The organism is Acinetobacter sp. WU_MDCI_Abxd143 (genome assembly GCF_025514195.1).
Taxonomy (GTDB): Bacteria; Pseudomonadota; Gammaproteobacteria; order Pseudomonadales; family Moraxellaceae; genus Acinetobacter; species Acinetobacter pittii_H.
Genome location: NZ_JAHPTH010000001.1, coordinates 268,924 through 294,593 on the forward strand (window position 1 = coordinate 268,924; position 25,670 = coordinate 294,593).

29 protein-coding genes are annotated in these 25,670 nt (G+C 36.9%); 20 read left to right on the forward strand and 9 right to left on the reverse strand.

What is annotated here, in order from left to right:
• The first annotated feature begins 87 nt into the window (after positions 1-87).
• The 8 genes from KTI79_RS01215 to KTI79_RS01250 all read left to right on the forward strand — a co-directional run bounded on the left by KTI79_RS01215 (position 88) and on the right by KTI79_RS01250 (position 5,764).
• Positions 88-1,092: an adenosine kinase gene (locus tag KTI79_RS01215; RefSeq protein ID WP_017480985.1), complete on the forward strand. Its 1,005-nt coding sequence runs from the start codon at positions 88-90 to the stop codon at positions 1,090-1,092.
• A 16-nt stretch (positions 1,093-1,108) separates the two neighbouring features.
• Positions 1,109-1,417 carry a Rieske (2Fe-2S) protein gene (locus KTI79_RS01220; protein WP_002121079.1) on the forward strand — a complete coding sequence of 103 codons (309 nt, stop codon included), beginning with the start codon at positions 1,109-1,111 and terminating at the stop codon, positions 1,415-1,417.
• Positions 1,418-1,442: 25 nt separating this feature from the next.
• The gene (locus tag KTI79_RS01225; protein ID WP_002121106.1) at positions 1,443-2,051 is read left to right on the forward strand and encodes an OB-fold-containig protein; all 609 of its coding nucleotides are present in this window, start codon (positions 1,443-1,445) and stop codon (positions 2,049-2,051) included.
• 378 nt (positions 2,052-2,429) lie between these two features.
• The gene (gene cydP / locus KTI79_RS01230) at positions 2,430-2,624 is read left to right on the forward strand and encodes a cytochrome oxidase putative small subunit CydP (RefSeq protein WP_005073962.1); all 195 of its coding nucleotides are present in this window, start codon (positions 2,430-2,432) and stop codon (positions 2,622-2,624) included.
• Positions 2,624-4,210 (forward strand): cytochrome ubiquinol oxidase subunit I, encoded by a 1,587-nt coding sequence (locus KTI79_RS01235; protein ID WP_005068987.1) that lies wholly within the window; start codon positions 2,624-2,626, stop codon positions 4,208-4,210. The genes cydP and KTI79_RS01235 overlap by 1 nt, the downstream gene beginning before the upstream one ends.
• On the forward strand, positions 4,207-5,352 hold the full coding sequence (cydB, locus tag KTI79_RS01240; RefSeq protein ID WP_032053914.1) for a cytochrome d ubiquinol oxidase subunit II: 1,146 nt from the start codon (positions 4,207-4,209) through the stop codon (positions 5,350-5,352). Before KTI79_RS01235 ends, cydB begins: the two co-directional genes overlap by 4 nt.
• A gap of 10 nt (positions 5,353-5,362) precedes the next feature.
• Positions 5,363-5,464, forward strand: coding sequence for a cytochrome bd-I oxidase subunit CydX (gene cydX / locus KTI79_RS01245; protein ID WP_000270276.1), 102 nt, complete (start codon positions 5,363-5,365; stop codon positions 5,462-5,464).
• Positions 5,465-5,764: a cyd operon YbgE family protein gene (locus tag KTI79_RS01250; RefSeq protein WP_004791954.1), complete on the forward strand. Its 300-nt coding sequence runs from the start codon at positions 5,465-5,467 to the stop codon at positions 5,762-5,764. It begins immediately after the preceding gene.
• A gap of 64 nt (positions 5,765-5,828) precedes the next feature.
• Here the strand turns inward: KTI79_RS01250 and KTI79_RS01255 are convergent, their stop codons facing one another.
• From KTI79_RS01255 to KTI79_RS01275, 5 genes are all read right to left on the reverse strand, one after another.
• Positions 5,829-6,500, reverse strand: a complete 672-nt coding sequence (locus KTI79_RS01255) for a DUF2057 domain-containing protein (RefSeq protein WP_032053915.1) — start codon at positions 6,498-6,500, stop codon at positions 5,829-5,831.
• A 221-nt stretch (positions 6,501-6,721) separates the two neighbouring features.
• Positions 6,722-7,318, reverse strand: coding sequence for a nitroreductase family protein (locus tag KTI79_RS01260; RefSeq protein ID WP_002121011.1), 597 nt, complete (start codon positions 7,316-7,318; stop codon positions 6,722-6,724).
• 190 nt (positions 7,319-7,508) lie between these two features.
• Positions 7,509-8,621, reverse strand: coding sequence for a signal recognition particle-docking protein FtsY (gene ftsY, locus KTI79_RS01265; RefSeq protein ID WP_032053916.1), 1,113 nt, complete (start codon positions 8,619-8,621; stop codon positions 7,509-7,511).
• A gap of 120 nt (positions 8,622-8,741) precedes the next feature.
• Complete coding sequence (locus tag KTI79_RS01270; protein ID WP_032053917.1) at positions 8,742-9,068, reverse strand: hypothetical protein; 327 nt, start codon at positions 9,066-9,068, stop codon at positions 8,742-8,744.
• A 99-nt stretch (positions 9,069-9,167) separates the two neighbouring features.
• On the reverse strand, positions 9,168-9,527 hold the full coding sequence (locus tag KTI79_RS01275; RefSeq protein WP_002120892.1) for a hypothetical protein: 360 nt from the start codon (positions 9,525-9,527) through the stop codon (positions 9,168-9,170).
• Between the two features lie 216 nt (positions 9,528-9,743).
• On the opposite strand from KTI79_RS01275, the gene KTI79_RS01280 reads away from it, so the two are divergent.
• The 3 genes from KTI79_RS01280 to KTI79_RS01290 all read left to right on the forward strand — a co-directional run bounded on the left by KTI79_RS01280 (position 9,744) and on the right by KTI79_RS01290 (position 11,130).
• On the forward strand, positions 9,744-9,977 hold the full coding sequence (locus KTI79_RS01280; protein WP_002121063.1) for a hypothetical protein: 234 nt from the start codon (positions 9,744-9,746) through the stop codon (positions 9,975-9,977).
• Positions 9,978-10,179: 202 nt separating this feature from the next.
• On the forward strand, positions 10,180-10,554 hold the full coding sequence (locus KTI79_RS01285) for a DUF2750 domain-containing protein (protein WP_032053918.1): 375 nt from the start codon (positions 10,180-10,182) through the stop codon (positions 10,552-10,554).
• Between the two features lie 144 nt (positions 10,555-10,698).
• Complete coding sequence (locus tag KTI79_RS01290; protein ID WP_032053919.1) at positions 10,699-11,130, forward strand: CBS domain-containing protein; 432 nt, start codon at positions 10,699-10,701, stop codon at positions 11,128-11,130.
• A 55-nt stretch (positions 11,131-11,185) separates the two neighbouring features.
• On the opposite strand, the gene KTI79_RS01295 is transcribed toward KTI79_RS01290, so the two are convergent.
• Positions 11,186-12,394 (reverse strand): aspartate aminotransferase family protein, encoded by a 1,209-nt coding sequence (locus KTI79_RS01295; RefSeq protein WP_032053920.1) that lies wholly within the window; start codon positions 12,392-12,394, stop codon positions 11,186-11,188.
• Between the two features lie 227 nt (positions 12,395-12,621).
• Here KTI79_RS01295 and grxD point away from each other — a divergent pair, with 227 nt between their 5' ends.
• Positions 12,622-12,963: a Grx4 family monothiol glutaredoxin gene (grxD, locus tag KTI79_RS01300; RefSeq protein WP_002120913.1), complete on the forward strand. Its 342-nt coding sequence runs from the start codon at positions 12,622-12,624 to the stop codon at positions 12,961-12,963.
• Between the two features lie 47 nt (positions 12,964-13,010).
• On the opposite strand, the gene KTI79_RS01305 is transcribed toward grxD, so the two are convergent.
• Complete coding sequence (locus KTI79_RS01305) at positions 13,011-13,334, reverse strand: hypothetical protein (RefSeq protein WP_032053921.1); 324 nt, start codon at positions 13,332-13,334, stop codon at positions 13,011-13,013.
• 234 nt (positions 13,335-13,568) lie between these two features.
• On the opposite strand from KTI79_RS01305, the gene KTI79_RS01310 reads away from it, so the two are divergent.
• On the forward strand, positions 13,569-14,468 hold the full coding sequence (locus tag KTI79_RS01310; protein WP_032053924.1) for a LysR family transcriptional regulator: 900 nt from the start codon (positions 13,569-13,571) through the stop codon (positions 14,466-14,468).
• Positions 14,469-14,515: 47 nt separating this feature from the next.
• Here the strand turns inward: KTI79_RS01310 and map are convergent, their stop codons facing one another.
• Positions 14,516-15,310, reverse strand: a complete 795-nt coding sequence (gene map, locus KTI79_RS01315) for a type I methionyl aminopeptidase (protein ID WP_032053925.1) — start codon at positions 15,308-15,310, stop codon at positions 14,516-14,518.
• Between the two features lie 353 nt (positions 15,311-15,663).
• On the opposite strand from map, the gene brnQ reads away from it, so the two are divergent.
• The 3 genes from brnQ (at position 15,664) to KTI79_RS01330 (ending at position 18,088) form a co-directional block, all read left to right on the forward strand.
• On the forward strand, positions 15,664-16,965 hold the full coding sequence (brnQ, locus tag KTI79_RS01320) for a branched-chain amino acid transport system II carrier protein (protein ID WP_032053926.1): 1,302 nt from the start codon (positions 15,664-15,666) through the stop codon (positions 16,963-16,965).
• 189 nt (positions 16,966-17,154) lie between these two features.
• Positions 17,155-17,574: a GlcG/HbpS family heme-binding protein gene (locus KTI79_RS01325; protein WP_032053927.1), complete on the forward strand. Its 420-nt coding sequence runs from the start codon at positions 17,155-17,157 to the stop codon at positions 17,572-17,574.
• 259 nt (positions 17,575-17,833) lie between these two features.
• A complete protein-coding gene (locus KTI79_RS01330) occupies positions 17,834-18,088 on the forward strand; it encodes a hypothetical protein (RefSeq protein ID WP_004791919.1) in 255 nt (84 codons plus the stop codon).
• Between the two features lie 24 nt (positions 18,089-18,112).
• Here KTI79_RS01330 and KTI79_RS01335 read toward each other — a convergent pair whose 3' ends face one another.
• The gene (locus tag KTI79_RS01335; protein ID WP_032053928.1) at positions 18,113-18,568 is read right to left on the reverse strand and encodes a hypothetical protein; all 456 of its coding nucleotides are present in this window, start codon (positions 18,566-18,568) and stop codon (positions 18,113-18,115) included.
• A gap of 141 nt (positions 18,569-18,709) precedes the next feature.
• Here KTI79_RS01335 and KTI79_RS01340 point away from each other — a divergent pair, with 141 nt between their 5' ends.
• The 4 genes from KTI79_RS01340 to KTI79_RS01355 all read left to right on the forward strand — a co-directional run bounded on the left by KTI79_RS01340 (position 18,710) and on the right by KTI79_RS01355 (position 25,411).
• The gene (locus KTI79_RS01340; protein ID WP_032053930.1) at positions 18,710-19,570 is read left to right on the forward strand and encodes an alpha/beta fold hydrolase; all 861 of its coding nucleotides are present in this window, start codon (positions 18,710-18,712) and stop codon (positions 19,568-19,570) included.
• Between the two features lie 320 nt (positions 19,571-19,890).
• A complete protein-coding gene (ptsP, locus tag KTI79_RS01345; RefSeq protein WP_032053931.1) occupies positions 19,891-22,743 on the forward strand; it encodes a phosphoenolpyruvate--protein phosphotransferase in 2,853 nt (950 codons plus the stop codon).
• Between the two features lie 15 nt (positions 22,744-22,758).
• Entirely contained in the window at positions 22,759-23,706 is a 948-nt protein-coding gene (pfkB, locus tag KTI79_RS01350) for a 1-phosphofructokinase (RefSeq protein WP_032053932.1), read from the forward strand.
• Positions 23,693-25,411, forward strand: a complete 1,719-nt coding sequence (locus KTI79_RS01355) for a fructose-specific PTS transporter subunit EIIC (protein ID WP_032053933.1) — start codon at positions 23,693-23,695, stop codon at positions 25,409-25,411. The genes pfkB and KTI79_RS01355 overlap by 14 nt, the downstream gene beginning before the upstream one ends.
• Positions 25,412-25,670: the final 259 nt, after the last annotated feature.

Genomic DNA, 25,670 nt, shown 5'->3' on the forward strand with positions numbered 1-25,670 from the left:
TTAACTGAATTTTATTCAACAAACTACAGCAAATCCAAGCAATGGTGTAAACTTAGCAACCTGATTTTTTATTTTGTGACAACACATATGGCAACTGTAGATCTTTTTGCAATTGGTAATGCATTAATCGACCAAGAATTTAAAGTGTCTGATGATTTTCTTAGTCAGCAAGGCTTGCAAAAAGGCACAATGCAGTTGTCCGATGGCGATACTCAGTCTGCTCTTTATGCAGAGTTAAAACAGCATCAAGATTACAAAGGTCAAGCAAGTGGTGGTTCTGCTGCGAATACTACTGTAGCCTTTAGTGCATTAGGTGGAAGTGCTTTTTATGGTTGCCGCGTTGGTAACGATGATTTGGGTTCAATTTATCTGCAAGGTTTAAATGAAGCTGGCATCCAAACCACTCCAAAATCAATCAGTGAAGGCGTGACAGGTACCTGCATGGTACTCATTAGTCCTGACTCTGAACGTACAATGCATACTTATTTAGGCATCACTGCTGAACTTTCTCAAGATCAAATCGACTTTGAACCGTTAAAAACAGCAAAATGGCTTTATATTGAAGGTTATCTTTCTACAAGTGAAACAGCGCGCAAAGCTGTAAAACAAGCCAGAGAAATTGCAAAAGCAAATGGCGTTAAGATTGCTTTATCTCTTTCAGATCCTGCCATGGTGCAATACGCTCGTGAAGGCTTAGAAGAGCTCATGGATGATGGCGTAGATTTACTATTTTGTAATGAACAAGAAGCCTTAATGTATACAAATACAACAACTGTAGAAGACGCTCTTGCTCAATTACGTTTTAAAAATCATACAGTAGTCATTACACAAAGTGCTAAAGGTGCTTTAGTTTCTAACTCTACTCAACATTTCCATGTTGCAGGTCGCCACGTAGAAGCCGTTGATACAAATGGTGCTGGCGATGCATTTGCAGGCGCATTCCTTTATGCCCTAAACCATCATCAAGATTTGAATGCTGCTGCACAGTTGGCTGTCTTAATTTCTAGTGAAGTTGTTTCTCAATTTGGCCCACGTTTAGCGATTAATGATTATGCTAAACTTCTTGAAAATTTTCAGAAGGAATGTGCTTGAAATGGAAAGGATCTGTATGACGGAAGAAGTTCCTGAGCGTGAAGCTAGAGCTTTTGACACTTTACAAGGAACGACTATTTTCATTACGCAACGTGATGGCGCATTCTATGCTTATCAAAACTTATGCCCTCACTTGCAAACAGAGCTTGAATATTTAGAAAATCAATTTCTTGATCAAGACCAAGAATATATTCAGTGTTCTACCCATGGTGCTTTATTCACTGTGGAAACAGGCGAATGTATCTCAGGACCATGTTTAGGTGATTTTCTAAATAAAGTTGAGATTAAAGTACATTCAGATGGCGGTATCTACATCGTAGACTGAAGCGATCAACATTAGAGTTTCTGCCATGGCTGATTTCTTTTTCAATTATTATCTTATGCCATTTCACTTAAGTGTAGTGGCTTTAATATTACTCAGCGTGGTAGAAACCATTGGTATGTATATTGGACTTCGTCCAAGTCAATTACTCAAAAAAATTGCGCCTGTTTGGCTTTCTAATTCACCACTACTTAACGTTAAATTTTCTAAAGCTTTAATTTTCGTTTTTTTACTTATCAATTTTAGTTTTGCAGGCTATTTTTTACAGCTCTCTTTCTTTGCAATCCAGCATTATTTTATTTCACCATTTTATTTAATCGTCCCAGCTCTTGTCATCGCAATCTTTTTTACTGTGTTCATGATTCACTGCCTTGACCAAGTAATTAAACCAAAGCTTACTCATACAAACTATAATCTTTTAGGACGATTAGCGACGGTTTCCAGTGGTAATGCTAGACCTGGGTTTTCTGCCCAAGCGCGAGTGCGTGATGAATTTGGCCAGCTCCACTACGTTCAAGTCGAACCAGAATACGGCGAACTCGAATTATACTCTCAGGTTATCCTTGTCAGAGTGCATAAAAGCCATTATGTAGCCAAGAAAATTTCTGTATCAAACGATCTTTTCGCCCCCGATTAAATTTTCACTAATATTCTATTTACTTGCTGCTTTTTGCAGGCTTTATTACGTCTATATTTTATTATTTTCTTTTTAATAAATTATTTATTATTCCAACTATTTTAGTTTGGAATATAATTTATAAATATAATATACAATCATTTTAGTCGGTATTAAATTAAAACAAACTATTTTAATCAACTTAATATTTTTATTTACAAGTGTTTTAGTAGGATTTAATAATCAATTCAAACCATTTTAGTATGGTATTTATTTTAAAATATTAAGTATTTGTTTTATAAAAGTTAATTATTTAAATATTCATTTAAAATATATTTAATGTTTATTTTTATTATATTTTGATTAATAATAAAATTAATATCAAATGAGGTTTAATTTATGAGCCTTAATTTTAAAAATCTTAATGGTCGTTTAGTTAAAGAAATCACTATTATTCTAATAATAAAAATAGTGCTTCTCTTAACGATCAAACATATTTGGTTTGATGCTCCCACCATCCCCAAAAATTTTGACAATCAGGTCGCCGAGCATATTGCTGGCGATAACATTTCCCACATTAAGGAGACACGTTGATGATTTCTGAAAGCGTGGTTGATCTTTCGCGGTTTCAATTTGCGATGACCGCAATGTATCACTTTCTTTTCGTCCCTTTAACTCTAGGTTTGGCATTTATCCTTGCCATCATGGAAACCACTTATGTCATTTCCGGTAAAGAAATTTACAAGGATATGACTAAATTTTGGGGAAAATTATTTGGTATTAACTTTGCTTTAGGGGTAACAACTGGCTTAACAATGGAGTTCCAATTTGGAACAAACTGGGCTTATTACTCACACTATGTAGGTGATATTTTTGGTGCTCCATTAGCAATTGAAGGCCTTATGGCATTCTTTCTTGAGTCTACATTTATTGGTTTATTCTTCTTCGGATGGGACCGTTTAAGTAAGGTTCAGCATCTAGGCGTAACATGGTTAGTCGCTCTCGGGTCCAATATGTCAGCGCTTTGGATTTTAGTGGCTAATGGATGGATGCAAAATCCAGTAGGTGCTGCATTTAACTTTGAAACAATGCGTATGGAATTAGTTGATTTCGGCGCGCTTATCTTTAACCCTGTAGCTCAGGTGAAATTCGTACATACCGTTTCTGCAGGTTATGTAACTGGTGCAATTTTTGTACTTGCCATTTCAAGCTATTACTTACTTAAAAAACGTGACCTTCCTTTCGCCCGTCGTTCATTTGCAATTGCTGCCATTTTCGGTCTTGCATCTACACTTTCAGTGATTTTGTTAGGTGATGAATCTGGCTATGAGCTAGGTGATGTGCAAAAAACTAAACTCGCTGCAATCGAAGCCGAATGGGATACTCATCCTGCTCCCGCTCCGTTTACTTTGTTTGGTGTACCAAACCATGAAGAGATGCGGACAGATTATGCAGTTAAAATTCCCTATGCATTAGGTTTAATTGCAACTCGCTCAACAACCAAAGAAGTTACTGGTCTTAAAGATCTCATGCAACAACACGAAGTTCGTATTCGCAACGGTATGCTTGCCTATGCTGAACTTGAAAAATTGCGTGCAGGTGATCGTTCACCAGAGTTATTAGCCTCTTTTGAAAAAAATCAAAAAGATTTAGGTTATGGCCTACTTCTTAAGAAATATGCACCCAATGTAGTTGATGCAAGCGAGCAAAATATTAAAGCTGCTGTAAAAGATACTGTGCCAAATGTTACAGCGCTATTTTTCTCTTTCCGCGCAATGGTGGCCTCTGGTTTCTTAATGCTATTACTCTTCATTTTAGCGACTTGGGCTGTAGCAAAAAGAAATGCTGAAAATAAACCTTGGCTCCTGAAATATGCATTGTTTGCTCTTCCGCTTCCTTGGATTGCTGCACAAACTGGTTGGTATGTAGCTGAAGGCGGTCGTCAACCATGGTCAATTGGTGAAATCTTACCAACCCATCTCTCTACTTCTAGTTTAAGTACTGGTGACGTATGGGGTTCGATTATTGCGCTAGCAGCGTTCTACACTGCTCTTTTGATTATTGAAATGTATTTAATGATTAAATTTGCGCGCTTAGGACCAAGCTCTCTACACACTGGCAAATATCATTTTGAAAAGCAAGAACCAAAAGCAGCTGTTAATGGGGAGGCCTTATCATGATTGAATATGAATTATTGAAAATCATTTGGTGGGTGTTAGTTGGTGTACTACTCATTGGCTTTGCTCTTACTGATGGCTTTGACATGGGGTCTATGGCTCTCATGCCTTTCGTTGGAAAAACCGATAGCGAACGCCGTGCTGCAATCAATACCATTGCCCCTCACTGGGATGGCAATCAGGTCTGGTTTATTACGGCAGGGGGTGCACTATTTGCTGCATGGCCAATGGTCTATTCCGTTGCCTTCTCTGGCATGTACTGGGCACTCTTGTTAGTTCTATTTGCACTCTTCCTACGACCAGTCGGTTTCGATTATCGTTCTAAACTTGAAAATACCAAATGGCGTAACTCTTGGGACTGGGGTTTATGCATTGGGGGCGCCGTTCCAGCGCTTGTGTTTGGTGTGGCCTTCGGTAATTTGTTCTTAGGTATACCTTTTACTTTAGACAGCACATTACGCTCTGAATATACTGGTAGCTTTTTTGCCCTTCTTAACCCCTTTGCTCTAGTTTGCGGTGTGGTAAGTCTGTCTATGCTTTGTGCACATGGCGGTGCATGGCTCATGCTACGTACTGATGAAGCTTTAAAACAGCGCTCTGCCAAAGCCACTCAAATTATGGCAATTATCTTTTTAATTTGTTTCCTTGTAATTGGAGCATGGCTGTATTTCGGGCAAGTTCGAGGTTATAGCTATGCTGTTGCTATAGACCCCAATACTGCGCTTAACCCTTTAGCTAAAGAAGTGGTTACTAATAGCAATCCGGGTTGGATGAACAATTACAGTACCTATCCAGTGACTAAAGTTGCCCCAGTTCTTGCCATATTAGGCGCCATCATTGCAATTTTTGCATCTTTAAAAGCAAAAGCGGGCTTAAGTTTTACTGGTACAAGTTTAATGATTGTAGGAGCAATTTTAACTGCTGGTTTTGCCCTATTCCCATTCCTACTTCCATCTAGTATCAATCCTAACTCTAGCTTGACGATGTGGGATGCTGTATCAAGTCACCTTACTTTAGGCGTTATGACAGTTGCTGCCTGCATTTTTGTTCCTCTTATTTTGATCTATACCAGTTGGTCTTATTACAAAATGTGGGGAGTCATCACTAACAAACATATCGAGTCAAACTCGCATAGCTTGTATTAAGGAGAAAACTATGTGGTATTTCGCATGGATCCTAGGCATTTTGATGGCATGTTTTGCGGGTGTACTCAGTGCACTTTATATCGAACATCATCAAAATTTAGATGAGGAATAAATGATGGCAAAAGCAATGACAGCATCAAATCATCGAAAAGCTCAAGCATTTGCAATGGCCCTTTCTTTTCTGTTGGCATTGCCTCTTGCTGCAATTTTGTTGGTTTATCCTTCACTCATGCTAGATGCTAACGGGCACTACAATCATAGCCAGCTTATGCTGGTGATGATTGGTATTTCTGGTGGCTTTATTTACGGAGTGGGTTTCGTACCTAACTTCTGGTTATGGAAATGGTTATTTAGCCCATGGGTGGCTTGGCCTCTCATGCTTTTAGGCTATTACATCTGGTTCCTAACCTAAATCAAAAAGACCTCATCTGAGGTCTTTTTTCATTTCGATTAAATTAATAGGTACTAATATTAAATTAATTTGATTGTTCAGCTAACCATGCCATAAATTTTTGACGCTCAGCTTTAGAAGCTTTCTGCCAAGTTTCAACTAAACGTTGATCATTCGTTTGAGCTACACCTGTTACTGTCATAGATGTTGGAGCTGGTACAGCCACCTGAGCAGAAGTAGGTTTAGCTGATGCATAAACCGCCTCAGGCTGCGATTTAGATGATTTAGTCGTAAAATCAGTGACTTTACCCAACAAGCCCGTTGCAAACCATGGTTTTGCCTCATTGTTTGCACCAGTTTGTTGTACAATTAATTCATTATTTGCGCTGTATAAAGCCACAGTTGGTTGCTCAGCATATTTCTTTGCTTGTTCAAATTGCTTTGGTGCATCTACCATCGAAAGCTTATAAGTTTGCCCATCTTTGAGTACTGGAGTTTGAATTGTGACTACACCAGATTTAACAATGTCATGCTCTCCGCTTAAATGCTCAAAGTATTCTTGGTAGCGCACACTTAAGCTTGTTTCACCAGCATCGACTTTATAATTATTTTTAGATGAACGAAATAACCCAGAGTTGACTTCCTGACCATTCACCGCAAGGATTACAATTTCCTCTGGCGCTGTAATTGTAACTGCAGAAAATACCGAACCGCTGAGTAATAAACCAATTGCAGCAACACCTAATCTTAAAGTCATCTGTCTCTTTCTCTGTGTTTGATAAGCTATTAAATCATGAGCAATATGCAATATGATTGTGACTATTTTATGACAATGCAGTTATCGACTAATTTCTTAATTTATTATTTTGAAATATACATTGGAATTTCATAAATTTTCGTTTTATGTATTCCTCCTATTCATTCTAAAAACATAAAAAAAGCACCTAAAATAGGTGCTTTTTTTTAATTTCAATTAAATTAATTGAAAGTTTTGAAACGATCAGCATCATTAATAAATGCTTTTTCACCTGCTGGCGCTTCAACCGAACCAAATACTAATTGAGCACGTAATTTCCAAGTTGCAGGAACATCAAATGCTTCAGCTGCGTCTGCATCAACAATTGGGTTATAGTGCTGTAAAGAGGCACCTAAACCAAGCTCTGAAAGCGCAGTCCAAGTTGCAAATTGAGCAATTGCACTTGAGTGTTCAGACCATACTGGGAAATTATCTGCATATAATTCAAATTGCTCTTGTAAGCTTTTAACAACAGCTTGGTCTTCATAAAATAAAACCGTGCCAACGCCAGCTACAAAGCTATCAATTTTTGCATTTGTACCAGCAAAAGCTTCTGCAGGAACAATTTTACGCAATGCTTCACGAACTAAATTCCAGAATTTAGCATGAGATTCACCGTATAGTGTCACTACACGTGAAGATTGTGAGTTAAAAGCTGAAGGACTATGTTTAACTGCTTCACGGATAGTTTCTTCAATTTTAGTGCGATCTAATGCAACGTTTTTACCAATTGCATAAATTGTACGACGGTTTTTAATTTTATCTAAGAAAGTAGACATTTTGTTATTTCCTACCTATTGATTTGACCAAGGGTCGTTGTTTGGGAATGAGTACAGTGTATTAAAGTCATTTTTCATAATCAGCACTAAAAATATGACAGTTCGTTTTATTTTCGCAACAATAATAAAAGATATACATATAAAAAAAAGCTTCACGATTTAGTGAAGCTTTTTAGGATTACCAATCAATTTACTTATCAGTTTCAAACAGTGCAGCAACAAAAGATTTAGCAGAGAATGGTCTTAAATCATCAATTTTTTCACCTACACCAATAAAACGAATTGGCACATGGGTACGGCTTGCAATATTAAAGAGTACACCACCTTTAGCTGTTCCATCCAACTTGGTAATGGTAATACCCGTTAAACCTACAGCTTGATCAAACTCTTGTACTTGGTTAATCGCATTTTGACCTGTTCCTGCATCTACTACCAACATAATCTCATGAGGTGCAGTTGCATCAATTTTTTGCATAACACGCTTAACTTTTTTGAGTTCTTCCATCAAGTTACTCTTATTATGTAAACGACCTGCCGTATCCGCAATTAATACGTCAATTCCTTTAGCACGAGCACTTTCAAAGGCATCAAAAATAACAGAAGCACTATCAGCTCCATGACCTTGCGCTACTACAGAGATATCGTTACGTTCGCCCCAGATCTGTAATTGCTCAGTTGCTGCGGCGCGGAATGTATCACCAGCAGCCAACATCACTTTTTTACCTTCACCTTGTAAACGTTTCGCCAACTTACCAATAGTTGTAGTTTTACCCACTCCATTTACCCCAACCATCAAAATCACATACGGTGATTTATTAGGGTCAATATGCAATGGTTTAACACGTGGAGCCAACAAAGCAACCAACTCTTCTTGTAACGCTTTATATAAAGAGTGAGAATAGATCAAATCACCACGAGCTGTACGCTCTGTTAAATTGGTAATGATGGTTTTAGTTGCTTCAACACCAATGTCTGCAACCAATAATTGCTCTTCGACTTCTTCAAGTAACTCATCGTCAATTTCCTTTCCGCCAATCAAGATATTGACCATACCATCAGCGAAATTACGACGAGTTTTGGTTAAGCCTTCTTTCATCCGGCCAAAAAAACCAGTTTTTGGTTGTTCAGCCGCCGTTTCTGTAGAAGCTACTTCGTCTTTGGCTACTTCAATATTTTCTTGTGATTTAACAGGAGATTCAACGATGGGAACATCGATAGCAGGTAAATTAGGTAATGTGACATCGTCATCACCGATCTCAGCATCTATCAAGAATTTATTTTGCATATTCGATTGTTGCTCCATGCGGATTCCTTGAAAAGCAGCGCGTTTAAAAAGATAAAGTTTAGCATAAATTCAAAATTTTGCCTGCCACAATAGTGCTCAAAAAGCTTTGGAAACCAAGAATTAGCCTGATTAACCTATTTACTGAGTATCTTCCTGAGCAAGTGCTGGATATTGTCTAATATGAGCACCTTCAAATTGATATGCATGCATTAACTTTAAATACTCTGCTCTATGAATTTCTGATTGAGCTATTAGCAGCTCAGCCATATCCTGAGTTTTAGGATAAGTAGCCTGATGAGAGAGTTGTATAATTCGTTGATATTGTTCCGGACTAATAGGCCGAAGTAATGCTAAATATGACAGCACAAAAATACAGCCAATGACAATAACCACAAATAGGTTAAAACATTGATCACTTTTTAACTCAGACTTTAATTTAAGAAAATTTTGTTTGAATATGAGCATGACCTACCTCGAATTAGTGTAGTGTAGGGTTCAATACTCATAAGCACAAGATCAAACATCCAGTAAGGCTAAGAATCGTACCTTACTGGATCATAATACTTAGCTTATTAGTGAACGAATGACAGAAAAGTATAAAATTGCCGCAATAATCACCAAAACTAAAAACATGGCAAAAATACTTAGCCCTTCTTCTGCATCTGCTGGATGCAACTCGTCTTCATCAGCAATTTTTCTTAGTTCGCCATCATACACTTGATAAAACCAGTTTTTTTGTGCTGGCTCCAAATGCCGAGCGAAGTCAAATACCCTTTTGCGCTGAGCAAGACAATAATCCCCTAAGTGGATCTCTTGATGAAAGATCGCTTCATCTAATAGTTTACGATGATAATGGGCTAGTTCTATGATTTGTTCCTCTCTAGGTGGAGTATCAAAAACAAAGCCATCGATAGTATTTGTCATATTTTATTCTCCTTGTCTTTTATTCTCATATTGATTTTACTCAAAATTATTTGTGAATAATGTTTAATCATGTATCCTAATAGTGAATAAAGTGGTTTGCACCAATAGTTGACAAATCCATTAATTTGTAATATTAGTTTAACAATACTAAGTTAAATTAATTTAAAGGCAGTGGCCTTTAGAAAAAGTAATCATAATTACAATAAGGAGTTTTATATGATTCAACGTATCTCTCATCATGATTTAGAACATGTGTACGCAACTGCAGTAAACACAATTCACTCTCAAATGAATTTTCAGGATGCAGTTGCACAGTTAGAAGAAGTTGCTCGCGCTGGGCACGGTAAAGCCGCACTGTTCTTAGCAGAATTGTATTATCAAGGTTTCCGTGTTGAACGTGACTCACTTAAAGCACAATACTGGCAAAAGTTAGCCACAATGCAAGCATAAAGAGACGTCACTTAGGTGGCGTTTTTTTATGCCTGTAAAAAACCAAAGTTATCAATTGATTTAAAAACTTTAGACACTATAAGTAAATGAACAGAATTTCATAGCCGGAATATTTGTTTACGATTTGATACCTGTTTAAACTGAAATGTCATCTGATTTTTTTATAATAAGCAAGACAAGTTAAGAACCATTAAATTTCACAATGAATAGTTTAAGTAATCTACAACCGGTTTCAAGAGACTTGATGATCAAGATTTATATTTTAAGAACCATGATGTATTGCGGGGTTCTTTGGGGTTTATTTCATCAAGGATGGGCAATTAAATCAGATCAGGAAGATTTTATTTTCCCTTTTTGGCTCAACGGCTTGCAGGCACATCGCTATGCAAAAGAGCATTGGCCACATTACAAACCTAGAAGAATTACCCCTAAAGACTTCCATGAGTCTTTGTTACCAACTTTAACTCGACTCAACGTTACTCCTGCTTTGTTTAATTCCTCTCATAGAAAATTAAAGTTATCTACTCAGCAAATGCAACATTTCTTTTTTAAACATCCAAATTGGCAAGGAGCGTAAACTTTTCTTTAGGTTCTTAATCTCTATTAGAATGCTTTTTGAACGCTTGAGTGTAAAACTTGTATTTGAATGACTATCCAGTCTTTGCATTTTTATAAAATCAAGCTAATTTAAAACAAAATGATAAAACACAGGACAGAAGAAATGACAATTGTTGCACAAGTAATCAAGAACAAAGTAGAGCAAGATATTTTTACAATTTCTCCAGAAGCCACTGTCCTTGAAGCAATTAAAATCATGGCAGACAAAGGGATTGGTGCGCTTGTCGTAGCCGAAGGCGAAAAAGTTGTCGGAATTTTATCTGAACGTGACTACACGCGAAAAGTAACGCTTATGGAACGTTCTTCATATAGCACTACCGTTGCTGAAATTATGACATCTAAAGTGATTACAGTAAGCCTAAACAATACGGTTGAAGAGTGCTTACAGCTCATGACAGACCGCCACTTACGTCACTTGCCTGTACTAGACAATGAAAAATTAGTTGGATTTATCTCTATTGGTGACTTAGTAAAAGCTGCAATGGAAGATCAGAAAAATCTTATTGAACAATTAAAACAGTACATTTCAGGTTAAGTATTTCACATAAAAAAATGGGCATTTATATGCCCATTTTTTATTGATATAAAACTTAAAGATAGTCATTAATTAAAGCGACTAAACGCTCTAGTAAGTCATCAGCCTGTTCTTGAGTCATGTTAATTGGGGGCAATAAACGAACGACAGAACCTGCTGTCACATTAATAATCAGCTTATGTTGATCACGAGCAATTACAACGAGCTCAGCACAGTCTTTAGGCAATTGAATACCAATCATCATACCAAAGCCACGTACTTGCACATTTTTATCTGCCAATTGCGCACGTAATTGATCAACAATATAACTACCAACGACCGCCGCATTTTCTACAGCATTCTCATTTTGGATTGTATCAATTACTGTATAAACCACACGAGAACCTAACACTGTGCCACCGTAAGTAGAACCGTGACTACCAGGTCCTAATAGGCCTACAGCTTTACCTTGTGTCATTACAGCACCTACTGGAAAGCCATTACCCAGCCCTTTCGCGGTGGTAAGAACGTCAGGCACAATGTTTGTATGTTGATAAGCAAAATACTTACCGGTACGGCCGTTACCTGTTTGGATTTCATCTAACATCATTAGCCAGTTATGTTGATTACATATAGTGCGGACTTCTTCAAGATAGCTAAAGCCTTGAGGCGCTGTATTAATACCACCCTCACCTTGAATTGGCTCAATCAAAATCGCAACAATATCTGGGTGCTGCAAAGCAGCTTCTTGAATTGCTTCTACATCACCAAATGGCACACGAATAAAATCATTGGTTAAAGGAGCAAAACCATCTTGTACTTTCTTATTACCAGTAGCTGAAAGTGTTGCTAAAGTACGACCATGAAATGATTGCTCTGCCACAATAATCTTTGGTGAACTTATACCTTGTTGAGTACCAAATTTACGAGCAATTTTAATCGCTCCTTCATTTGACTCAGCACCACTGTTTGAAAAGAAGATCTCTTCCATTCCTGAAACTTCAGCAAGCTTCTGAGCAGCAGCAGTTTGCCAAGGAATCTCAAATAAGTTACTCGTATGGACAAGTGTTGCAGCTTGTTCTGCAATCGCTTCTGCAATGACCGGATGCGCATGACCTAAACCACATACAGCAATACCAGTTAAAGCATCTAGATACTCTGTGCCATCTTCGGTATATAGATATGTCCCTCGGCCTCGTACAAAACTGATCGCTTGGCGACCATAAGTAGCCATTAAATGTGATGGTTGATCAGGTTGTATTGGAGCTAGGGTAATATCATTCATAACGAACTCTGTCTGTATGAGGTTTTAAGAAGGGTTTATATAAGCAAAAACTGGCTCTGATGAAAAGTCTCATCATTCATTTATCTAAAATTTCGTCCGCTTTTTGCTATCACTTCGGTTTATACAATAAAATATTGAATATTCAATGCAACTTTAAGTAATCAGGTGGTTTGCAAAGCGATGTAAACACCCCCTATAATGCTGCTAGATTAGTTGAGGATCTCTTTATGACTGAACAAGCACGTGATACTGAAGCGTTAATCCGCGATCAAATTGCGAAGCATCCCGTTTTACTTTACATGAAAGGCACTCCACAGTTTCCACAATGTGGTTTCTCTGCACGTGCTGTAGAGGCGCTCAGTCAAATTGGTCGTCCATTTGCATATGTAAATATTTTGGAAAACCCTGATATTCGTGCAACATTACCAAAAATTGCGAACTGGCCTACATTCCCGCAACTTTGGGTAAATGGCGAACTTATTGGTGGTAGCGATATCATGCTTGAAATGTTCCAAAATGGCGAATTAAAACCATTAGTTGAACAATACAGCGCAGCGCCAGAAGCGTAAATAATAAAAAAGCCAATCAATAGATTGGCTTTTTTATACTCTCAAATTTAACGATCACTTATCCCAACATAGCGAAATAAATTTTCTACACCTAAATCAGATTTCAAAATAATTAGATTTTCATAAGCAGTTGTCGTTAATGCTTCAAATACATTCATATCCGGATCTTCGTGCAACTCATCTACATTCTGGTTCATACCTTCTTCAAATCGATCAGCAACAAATTCGAACCCTAAATCCATAGCAATAAATAAAGTATGTTCACACGGCTGAATATATTGTTCTTGCGCCCAGTCAATTATCGCTTGTTTACAAAATGGACATTCAATATTCGCCGAGGCATCGTTAAGTTCGATCAGTTGATAAGACATGAAATTTGAGAATAGAGAAAAATTGTAGTGTAAAAGAAATTAATTCAAACTTCTATAAAAGGCTAGAATACTGATAAAAACAACACACATTAAAATCACAAAGTAATTACAATATAATTTCAAAATTCTATTTTTATATAAAGGGTTAGTTAATTACAAATAATTTAGTTTAAGAATTATCGTTGCAAAAATAATAATGTAAAATCGTTGGTGTTGCAGAAATAGGATATTTTAATGCTCACTGATCTTGATGATTTTTATTGTTTTGCTCTCGTTATTGAGCATGGTGGCTTTAGTGCTGCTGAACGTGTAACGGATATACCAAAATCAAAACTAAGTCGTCGCGTGTATAGTTTAGAAGAAAACTTAGGGGTTCGCCTCATTCAACGTAGTTCACGTCATTTTGCTGTTACAGATATTGGGATGGATATTTATAGACATGCTCAAGTCATGATGAATGCTGCACAAGCCGCACATGATCTGGTTGATCATCTAAGCATTCAACCTAGAGGTGTTGTTAAAGTTAGTGTTCCAGTTGATGTGGCTCAAAATCAACTTCCTAAAATTTTGCCTGCTTTCTTAAAAAAATATCCAGAAATTCGTTTGCAACTTATGGTTAGCAATCGTCGAGTAGATGTTATTAATGAAGGAATTGATATTGCGCTACGAGTTCGCTCAAAACTAGATGATGACCCGAGTTTAGTTCTTAGACAATTTGCTCTTATAGAACAGAGCCTATTTGCAAGTCAGGCCTATTTAAATGAGTTTGGTGATATAAAAATTCCTGAGCAGCTAAGCGAACATCGTATTTTAAGTCTTTCTGAAGAACACCTTGATCAGCAATTCCTTTTGCATGGGCCAGACAATCAGCAAAAGAAAATCAAAGTCAGCCCTACCATAATGGGTACAAACATACACATGTTGGCGCAGTTGGCGAGTCAAAACTGTGGCATCGCTTTGCTTCCAGAGAGTGCGGCAGAAGATTTTCTAAAATCTGGACAACTTGTGCAAATATTACCAGAATGGAAAGCTCCTCACGGTATATTACATGCCGTATATCCATCACGCCGAGGGTTACTACCTGCTGTACGAGTATTTATCGATTACTTGGTAGAACACCTATCTGAGCATTAAAACAAATGAAAATAAAAAAGTTCGATAATTATCGAACTTTTTTATTTTTAAATTGCAGGATAGTTTCCTACACCTTCAGGCCAAGGTGTTAATAACTCAAAGCCTGTATCAGTTACAGCAACCATATGCTCCCATTGAGCAGATAATGAAAGATCTTGGGTAATAACAGTCCATCCATCATTCAACTCTTTCACTTGCGGTCTGCCTGCATTAATCATCGGTTCAATGGTAAAGACCATTCCCTTCTTTAAAACTAAACCTTGGCCACGTTGCCCATAATGTAGAACATTGGGTTGTTCATGATAAACCTTACCAATCCCATGGCCACAATATTCTCGAACAATGCTATACCCTTCTCGATGAGCAACTGACTGAATAGCGTAACCGATATCACCTAATGTAGCTCCCGGTTTAACAGTATGAATACCAGCAACCATCGCCTCATAAGTTGTTTCAACAAGTTTTTTTGCTTGTGGATTTACATTACCCACAAAATACATGCGGCTCGTGTCACCAAAGTAGCCGTCTTTAATAATTGCGACATCAATATTGATAATATCGCCATCTTTTAAAATTTTATTCGGCGATGGAATTCCATGACAAACCACTTCATTTACTGAGGTACATATTGTTTTAGTAAAACCATGATATCCCACATTCGCAGGAATAACTTTTAGAGTATTTACAATATAGTCATTACACAGGTTATCTAAATATTCAGTAGATACACCCGGTTTAATATATGCCCCTATCATTTCTAAAACTTGTGCAGCCAAGCGTCCAGAAATTCTTAACTTTTCCAGATCTTGTTCAGTTTTTATTGTAACAGTAGAAGCTCTCATTCAGTTTTACCCTCGTAGACACTGCTTTTTACCAGGCCTACAAAAATGTAAGTTAATTTAGAATATTCTAGAATGGATATAGGATAGGCTGGAAGCATTAAATGCCCAAATATTCAACATTCATAATAGAAATTCATACTTTTATTTTTGCATAATTTCTTTAAAAAGTCAGAGACAAAAAATGATTTCCTAATTTCTTTCAATGGTTTTTCAAATACATACCTTAACCAGTTGATATTTTTAATATCTACTAAAGGTTTTTATGCTCTGAAAAAAATCTTTTTCACATAAAATACCGCTTGATCATGATCTCTTTTGCTCTAAAATTCCTTCTTTTTTATTAATTTTAATTTATGCAACATCTTCGTACTGGAGATATTATTGCCCTAGGTTTTATGACCTTTGCTCTTTTTATTGGGGCTGGCAATATTATCTTTCCTCCCATTGTCGCTCAACAAGCCGGTGATCATGTATGGCTAGCTGCTATAGGCTTTTTGATTACTGCAGTTGGTCTACCTGTAATTACCATTATGGCACTCTCTCGTATGCAGGGTTCCATTGAAATTATTAGCTCTCCTCTAGGTCGAGTTGCAAGTCTGATTTTAACTGTAGTTTGTTATTTATCAGTAGGTCCTTTATTTGCAACTCCACGTACAGCTACTGTTTCTTATGAAATTGGTTTTTCATCTTATTTTGGAACATCAAGTAGTAGCCTTTTAATCTATAGCGCAATTTATTTTTCATTTGTAACGCTAGTTTCACTTTATCCAAACAAGTTATTGGATACAGTTGGACATGTACTTGCTCCGCTAAAAATTATTGCACTAGCAATTTTGGGCATTGCAGCAGTCATGATTCCGTCTGGTTATGTTCCTGCTCCAATCAACCATTACGTTGCATCTCCAGTCTCGGAAGGTTTCGTAAATGGTTATCTCACCATGGATACTTTAGGCGCATTAGTATTTGGTATTGTAATTATTCAAGCGATTTACTCTCGTGGTGTTACCGATAAAAAGCTAGTGACTAAATATGCAATTATTGCCAGTCTTATTTCAGGTGCTGGTCTTACATTAGTTTATTTAAGCTTGTTTAAATTAGGTTTAGGTAGCCATGAAGTTGCACCAAATGCAGCAAATGGTGCAGTAATTTTACATGCATATGTTCAACATGCTTTCGGCAATATGGGTTCACTATTCTTAACTGGCCTCATTTTTCTAGCATGTATGGTGACAGCGATTGGCTTAACTTGTGCTTGCGGTGAGTATTTTGCTCAGTTAACTAAATTACCTTACAAACTTTTAGTATTCATTTTAGTTGGTTTCTCTTTCGTTATTTCTAACCTTGGATTAACCAAACTTATTGCTGTATCAGTACCTGTCTTAAGTGCAATCTACCCACCTGCAATTGTGGTAATTATGCTGAGCTTCTTTTGGAAATTCTGGCACAAGCCTTCTTTTATCGTTGGTTCAGTAACAAGTATTGCTTTTATCTTCGGGATTATTGACGGTCTTAAGGTTGCAGGTTTTGGCGATTATTTACCCGACTTTCTTCAACACTTACCTTTAAACGAACAAAACTTAGCTTGGTTGATCCCATCTTTAGTTGTTCTCATCATTACCGTAATGATCGATAAAGTTAAATTTAAAAACATTTAATCTAGTGTCTCTTTTGAAATCGAGTTTTACCCAAACATGATTTTATATATTGAATAAAATGCTGAGTTTACCCAACCAGCATTTTGTTTCCACACTAATTTGAATGACAAAACAATTATAGATATAATCAATTTTTACTGTAAAATTACACTAAAATAATTTTTAGCTTACTAGGAAAGAAGAGCAATAATGAAAAGTAAATATTATCTAACACAAGCAGATGCAGAGTTTTTAATGGAAGAAGCTCAAAAATATGCAATTGAACACAACTTTAAAGTTAGTATCGCTATTGTTGACGAAACAAGTTCTTTACTACTCATGAAACGTTTAGATGGCGCCTCACCTTTAAGTTCCCATTTATGTTTAGAAAAAGCAAAATGCTCTTCAATATCAGGTAGACCTTCAAAATTCTACGAAGAACTTCTGCAAAATGGTCGCTTAGGTTTTTTAAGTATGCCGAGTGCTCAAGGCATGCTAGAAGGTGGTAAACCAATTCTTTATGACGGCCAAATTTTAGGTGCAATTGGAGTTTCTGGTGTTCAATCTTTTGAGGATGCAGAAATTGCTCAACATGCCATTGACCTCTTTTTAAAAAAACAAAATAGTTAATCTGAACTTATTAGAAAAGAGAAATTATTGTACTTTTCACTTAAATATTTCTCTTTTCTAAAAAAGTAAGCATTTTATACAAAAATATTTAATATTTACTTTTTTAATACCTTAACCTTTTATAAACATAGAGTTTTTTATAAAACTGTTCAAAAAATTTTCTATTCACTATTGAATTGAATTAAAAATAGAAGTACAACATTAAACTTATTCTTGACTAAAACATTCAGTTTTAGCACAACCACAAGGAGGGATGGAGATGTTATCATTACATTTCAACAAACAAGTCTTCATTAACACTCTGAACAGCAAAGATTCAGTTGTTTATGGAGTAACGCCGCTTGCTCTTATGCTGACTTTACTGTTTCAAGGTATGATTAAGGGAAATCTGAAACCCGAATACTTTATGTATGCGATGGTCGTTTCTTTCATATTTTGTGTGTGGGCCTTTGTCGATCATAAGATGCGAAAATTAGCTAAAAGACGTCTTAGTCAACAAAATTTGAATTCTTAAAAAATGGATGAGTAATCATCCATTTTATACACCTATAAATAAAAAAATTGTTCCAATAACTAAAATAGCTGTAGCCAATAATTCAGTCATAATTAATCCCACCATCATTAAAGACATTATCCACGAAGGTAAATTAAATCTGCCCAACCGATGTGGCGTTTTGAATTGATTTGTCGTGTCCTGTAAACATCCATGTATGATATAAACCAATATTGAAAAGCTAAAAAAGAAAATATTAGCTAACACACACCACAAAGCAACATTTTCATTTAAAACAGTAAAATAGCTTAATACAGCAAGAATGAGACTAGCAGCCGCATATAGCAAGCTACTGCGATGAGCAATGTCAACATAATAGTGGGCACGATGTAACTCTGAACAGCGTATTTGCCAATACTTCCACACCCCTGTGAACATTCCTACCCATAAAAATATGCCACTAAACACAATTGCTAACTGTACAGCTTTCGGTAAATCCATCTTTTTTCCAATTATTCGTTTTATTAAAATTTAATGAGCTGTATAGCACAAATCTTGACTTTATAGTCACATTTTAATCAAGTATCATTTTGGAACTCATGTAAATTAAAGTCATTAATAAGCTAATCATTACGTAATATTATGGATAACACTTTTGAATCATTTTGGATGACCTGCGAAGATGGTTATCAACTTGCTGCACAATTTTATCCAACTCAATCAAAGAAATCGGTACATCCTGTTTTGATTTGTCCAGCAACAGGTATTACCAAAAACTTTTATCATTCTTTTGCTACATGGTTAAGCCAGCAAGGCTATGATGTATTAAGCTTTGATTTCCGTGGAATTGGAGATTCATTGCATGGACCTCTAAAGCAAAGTACAGCGAGTATTAATGATTGGGGAACCCTTGATATCCCTTGTGCAATTGATACTTTATTAGGAAAAACCCAAGCACAACAAGTTACTCTTCTTGGTCATAGTGCTGGTGGGCAATTGCTAGGAATTGTGCCTAACTTTCATAAAGTAGCAAAAGTTATTGCTGTTGCAGGTTCCACTGGCCATGTAAAGGGTCTCAAAGGTAAAACCAAGTTTTTAGCACCAGTAATGTTCAATGTCATCTTTCCCATTTCTAGTGCGTTTAAAGGTTATGGAGCAACTCAATTTATTGGAATGGGAGAAAACTTACCTAAAAAAGTCGCTCAACAGTGGCGTGAATTTTGTAGTCATCCCGGCTACGTTAAAAATGCTATTGGAAAAACTATTTTCCATGATTTTCATACTGAAATTATCTGCCCTATTACTTCTATTTGGGCAAGTGATGATGAAATTGCAACCGAGCGTAACGTTGAAGCTTTATTAAAGCTGTATCCGAATGCACCTACAAAAATGCTAGAGCTAAACCCTATCGAACTCGGCTATAAATCAATTGGGCACATGTTAATGTTTAAAAAATCACATCAAAAGTTATGGTCACTCTTGGAACAAGAAATTCGACACTAACCTTAATTAATCTGTTACTTTTTGCCTCTATGCCCGTAATCCGGTATAGAGGTTTTTTTAATATACGTATCCAACTTCATTATAAAATTCTTTTATTATCTTTATATCTATCATAAAAGATTAAAATATTATTTAGAGATTATCCTTTGTATTAAAAACAAGCATTTTTTACGTAAATACGTCGATATAGCTTTAAAGTTCTGCTATGGTAATTTATACGAAGCTGTTGTTTAAAAACGGTTAAATTAACCTATTTTTAATACAAACGGCTTCTTTTTTTCTGTTTTAGCTAAACCCAGAGATATTGTTCAAGGATAAATATGCTAGCACTAGAGCCTCGACATATTCATATGAATCAACATGCTGTTGATAAAACACATGCATTACAGTGTCTAGTAGATATATTGGTAAAAGATGGGTTAGTAACACCTGATTACATTACAGGGCTTATCAATCGTGAACAGCAAAGTGCAACCTATTTAGGTCAAGGAATTGCTATTCCGCACGGTACCCCTCAATCTCGTGAATGTATTTTAGAAACAGGTATCCGTTTAGCTCACTTCCCCGAAGGAATAATATGGGATGGTGAAAACAGAGTTTATTTAGCTGTTGTTATTGCAGCAAAATCAGATGAACACTTACAAGTCCTACAAATATTAACCAGAGCTTTAATGCATGATGTAAGTGAACAGGTAAAAAATGCGAACCAACCTGAGCAAATTATTGAAATATTACAAGCTCAGCCGTTATCTTTAAATTTACATGAAAATTTAATTCAAACTGAAATTGAATCTCAAGATATTGAAGATTTGTTTTGGTCAGCATCTCAAATTCTAAAAAAACACAATTTTGTAAAATGTGGTTTTCTAAGTTCACTTGACCCTAATCAAGTTATTCAACTACAAGATCAGATCTGGTCTATTTCAAGTAGTAAGTTTGTTCAACAACCAGCAATCAGTATCGTAAAGCCTCGCCATGCATTAGAGCTAGGTGAAAAAAAGTTAAATACACTCGTATGTATCGCTGCCAATGAGCAATTAGATAGCCAGAGATTTAACCGACTGATTGATATTCTGTTTAATCCAGAGCAAGTTGCACAACTAGATCAAACACAAACACCAAATGAAATTGCCAAAATCATTGGGGCAGATGTTATTCCAGATTGGCCTCATCGTTCTGTTGTACTCGCTAATGCACATGGATTACATGCTCGACCAGCTACTCATCTAGTGAACTTAACAAAAAGTTTTCAAGGTGATATTCAGGTCGCAGTAGATGAAGGAAATTTTGTTTCTGCTAAAAGTTTGACGCGCCTCTTGGCTTTAGGATGTAAACGTGGACAAACTCTACGTTTCATTGCCGAACCAGAAACAGATGCAGTCGAAGGTTTAGATAAAGTTATTCAAGCAGTGCAACAAGGTTTAGGTGAAGAAGTTGAACCTATACGAACTTCTGATATAAAAATAGAGCCATCAAATAAAATTGAAGCTCCATCAAAACTACTTAGTTCAAATACGGGCATTGCCGCTTCAAGTGGTTTAGCTTTTGGGCCTGTTCATGTCATTAAACCTAAGGTTTATCAATATGAACGTATGGGTTTGAGCGTCAAAGTAGAAAAAGAAAATCTTGATATTGCCCTTCACGCTGTTAAAAACAATATTCACCAAGTTATTGCAAAATCCGAAGTGGCTGAAATTAAGCAGATCTTCCAAGCACATTTAGAAATGCTTGATGACCCAGATCTTATTAATGGTGTTATTCAAAAGATTAACTTAAACCTTTCTGCTCCTGCTGCTTGGCATGAACATATTGAAGCAGCGGCCAAAGAACAAGCAGCTTTACCAGACCGATTACTAGCTGAGCGTGCTACAGACTTACGTGATATTGGTGATCGCGTTTTGGCTCAACTCTGCGGTGAGGTCATCATCGAAGAGCCTAAAGAACCTTATATACTGATCATGTATGACGTAGGACCAAGTGATGTAGCCCGCCTTAATAAAGATCGTGTAGCAGGTATTTTGACAGCTGTAGGTGGCGCAAGCGCTCATAGTGCTATTGTTGCTCGTGCTTTAGGTATACCTGCAATTGTTGGCGCTGGTGATCAAGTACTAGACATTGAACAAAAAAGCTCTCTTTTAATTAATGGAGATACTGGAGCTTTTATCTTAAATCCTAATGCTCAACAAATCCAACAAGCAAAACAAGAACGAGAGCTTCAGAAAAAAATTCGTGAAGAAGCTGAACGTCACAGCCAAGAACCTGCGATTACTGTAGATCAACATCAAATTGAAATTGCTGCCAATTTAGGAAAAGTTCAAGCAACAGCCCATGCGGTAGAATGTGGCGCTGAAGCAATTGGCCTACTCAGGACTGAGCTTGTTTTTATGGCGCATAGTAGCGCTCCGAGTGAAGCTACCCAAGAAGCAGATTATCGTATTGTTTTAGATGCTCTTGCAGGCCGACCACTCGTAGTACGTACGCTAGATGTAGGTGGTGACAAACCACTTCCTTACCTTCCAATTGCTGAAGAAGAAAATCCATTTTTAGGATTAAGAGGCATCCGTTTAACTCTGAGACAGCCAGAGTTGTTGCGCCAACAACTTATTGCTTTGCTTAAAGCAGCAGATGACCGTCCTTTACGAATCATGTTTCCAATGATTGGCCGTGTAGAGGAATGGCGTGCTGCCAAAGCGATCCTTGACGAAGTTAAAGCGATATATCCATGCGCCGACTTACAAGTTGGTATCATGATAGAAGTTCCTTCGGCTGCTTTACTTGCACCTATCCTTGCTCAAGAAGTGGACTTCTTTAGCATAGGAACAAATGACTTAACTCAATATACTTTAGCCATTGACCGTGGACACCCTATCCTCTCGGCTGAAGCAGACGGCCTACACCCAAGTATTTTGCAATTGATTGATCAAACTGTAAAAGCTGCTCACAAACATGGCAAATGGGTGGGCATATGCGGTGAACTCGCTGCTGATCCAAAAGCTGTACCGATCCTTATGGGTTTAGGTGTAGATGAGCTTAGTATGTCACCAAATAGTATTCCTTTGGTTAAAGCTCAAATTCGTACACTTAACTACAGCAAAGCTCAGGTGCTTGCTAAGCGTGCACTAGAATGTGATAGCGCCCCTGCTGTACGTCAGTTATCCGAACAAGAAATGTAAAGATTAGGAATAGTAATGGCTAAAGTTTTAACAATTACTTTAAATCCTGCAATTGATGTGACTATACAACTCAATGAGTTACAGATAGGTCAAGTGAATCGTCAAGAATCTGTAGAAATACATGCAGCAGGCAAAGGCTTAAATATTGCACAAGTTTTAAAAGATTTAGGGCATGAGGTTATTGTTTCTGGTTTTTTAGGAACAATGAACAAACAGATTTTTGATGAGCATTTTAAAAAAGCTCAATTCCAACCAGAGTTTATTTATATTGAAGGCGAAACTCGTCAAAATATAAAAATTGCTGAACATTCTGGGCGTATGACCGATTTAAATGGAAAAGGTTTCTTTGTTTCTGAACTAGATAAGAAGAACTTCTTTCAAAAAATCGAAATGATTTTGCCTCTGGTAGATGTGGTTGCTATTGCCGGGAGCCTTCCACAAGGTTTTAGTGTTGATGAATTACAGCAACTTATTAAGCTCATTCAAGCGCAAGGGAAAAAAGTTGCACTAGATACAAGCGGTAAAGCGTTAGTTGCTGCAATTGAATGCCAACCATGGATGATTAAACCAAATACAGATGAGTTAGTAGAAAGCTATCAGCTTCCTGCCTCGACTTATTCTGAACAAAAAAAGCTTTTTGAAAAATTAGCTAAAATTGAGCATGTCGTTATTTCGATGGGAGAAGACGGTGTAAACTGGCTACACGACACTCACCCACTTCATGCCAAAGCTCCTAAAGTGATCGTTAAAAGTACCGTTGGTGCAGGTGACTCTCTTTTAGCAGGCATGATTCATGGCTTAATAAATGGTTTTTCTGCCGAAGAAACATTAAAAACAGCCACAGCAATTGCGAGCCATGCTGTAACACAAATAGGCTTTCACATTCCCAATGCTGAAAAGCTAAACCAATTAAAAGCCCAAACTACAATCAATTCATTGAGTGAATCTGATGCTAACTGCTAAACATTTATTATTTGTCATTAATAGTCCGCAACAGCAAGTCAATGCTTTGATTTTAGCTCGTAAACTTGCACAAGTTGCATCCCAACAAGGTTATCAAAATAGCATTATTTCGCTTGATGAATTCGATCCGAATGAAAGCTTTGAACAAGTCATCGTGATTGGACAACGGCCGAAAGATCTTCATATTTTTGGTACACATCCATTATCTTTCATTAGCATTGAAGAGATAAAAAATGATGCTCACACAGCTTTCCAAACTGCCTTAGATCACTTTAAGCCAGCTCAAGATTGGTTAAGTGATAATAGCTTGACAGTAACTACTACTAAAAAGTTTGTAGCAATCACTGCGTGTCCTACGGGTGTTGCCCATACTTTTATGGCTGCCGAAGCTTTACAACAAGGTGCAGAAAAGCTTGGGTATGAGATTGAAGTAGAAACACAAGGTTCTGTTGGTGCAAAAAACATTTTATCAGCTCAAGCTATTGCTGAAGCAGACATTGTGATTCTTGCGACTGACATCGAAGTTAATACAGATCGTTTTGTAGGTAAGCGCGTTTATCGATGCAGTACAGGCTTTGCTCTAAAGCAAACAGATAAAGCCTTTGCAGAAGCTATCAGCAATGCACAAGTTTTAGAACAAGGTAAGCAACAAGCATCGACAGAAAACAAAGATAAAACCGAAAAAGTTGGCGTATATAAACATCTCTTAACTGGTGTTTCTTTTATGCTACCTATGGTGGTGGCTGGTGGTCTGTTAATTGCTCTCTCCTTATGCTTTGGTCTAAATGCTGCTGAACAAGCAGGTAGCTTACCCGCCATATTAAAACAAATTGGTGCTGCTGCATTTATGCTCATGGTCCCGATGTTATCGGGCTATATTGCCTATTCAATTGCTGATCGTCCTGGCCTCGCACCTGGTTTAATTGGCGGCTTACTTGCTTCTCAGTTACAAGCAGGTTTCTTAGGAGGTATTGTCTCAGGTTTTCTTGCTGGCTATATCGCGCTTTTTATTGCAAAAAAACTCAAACTTCCTACCAGTTTAGAAGCACTTAAACCTATATTAATTATTCCTTTATTAGGCACATTATTTGTTGGCCTTATTATGTTTTACGTGGTGGGTCAGCCAGTAGCACATATTTTTGAGCTAATGAAAGATTTCTTAAATAACATGGGTACAACAAATGCTGTGTTAATGGGAATTATATTAGCAAGCATGATGTGTATTGATTTGGGTGGTCCAATCAATAAAGCGGCCTATGCTTTTACTGTTGGGCTGCTCACAACAAACACGTATATGCCCATGGCAGCTACAATGGCTGGCGGCATGGTTCCTGCTATTGGTATGGCAATTGCAACTTTCATGGCTAAAAATAAATTTAGTACAGGAGAGCGAGATGCTGGAAAAGCTGCTTTCGTATTAGGTTTATGTTTTATTTCTGAAGGTGCTATTCCATTTGCAGCAAAAGACCCAATGCGTGTAATCCCGACGTGTATTTTAGGTGGAGCGGTGACTGGAGCACTTGTTGCCCTTTTCCATTGCGAATTGGTTACCCCTCACGGTGGTGTATTTGTACTTTTAATTCCGAATGCAATTAATCATGCTTGGTTATATCTTGCTGCAATTGCTGCGGGTAGTATCGTTACAGGAATAAGTTATGCCATTGTTAAGAAAAAGTTAGAAGAAAAGCCCATAGCTACTTCATAATAAAAAAGGGAGAATTTTATTCTCCCTTTTTTATAAATTATATATGCCTGATCTCATAAAAATTTAAATTAAAAACTACTTGATAGTTAATTGTCTAAGACTTAACGCATTTAATCTGAATAGCTCTAGCCATAATTTGTACTGGCATTTCCTCTACCAACACTAGAGTTAAAATTGGTTGCTTTTGCGATTTAAGAGAGATATTTCAAGTAAAATTTATAAAAAATATAATTTATAGACAAATTCCACTCTCTATCAT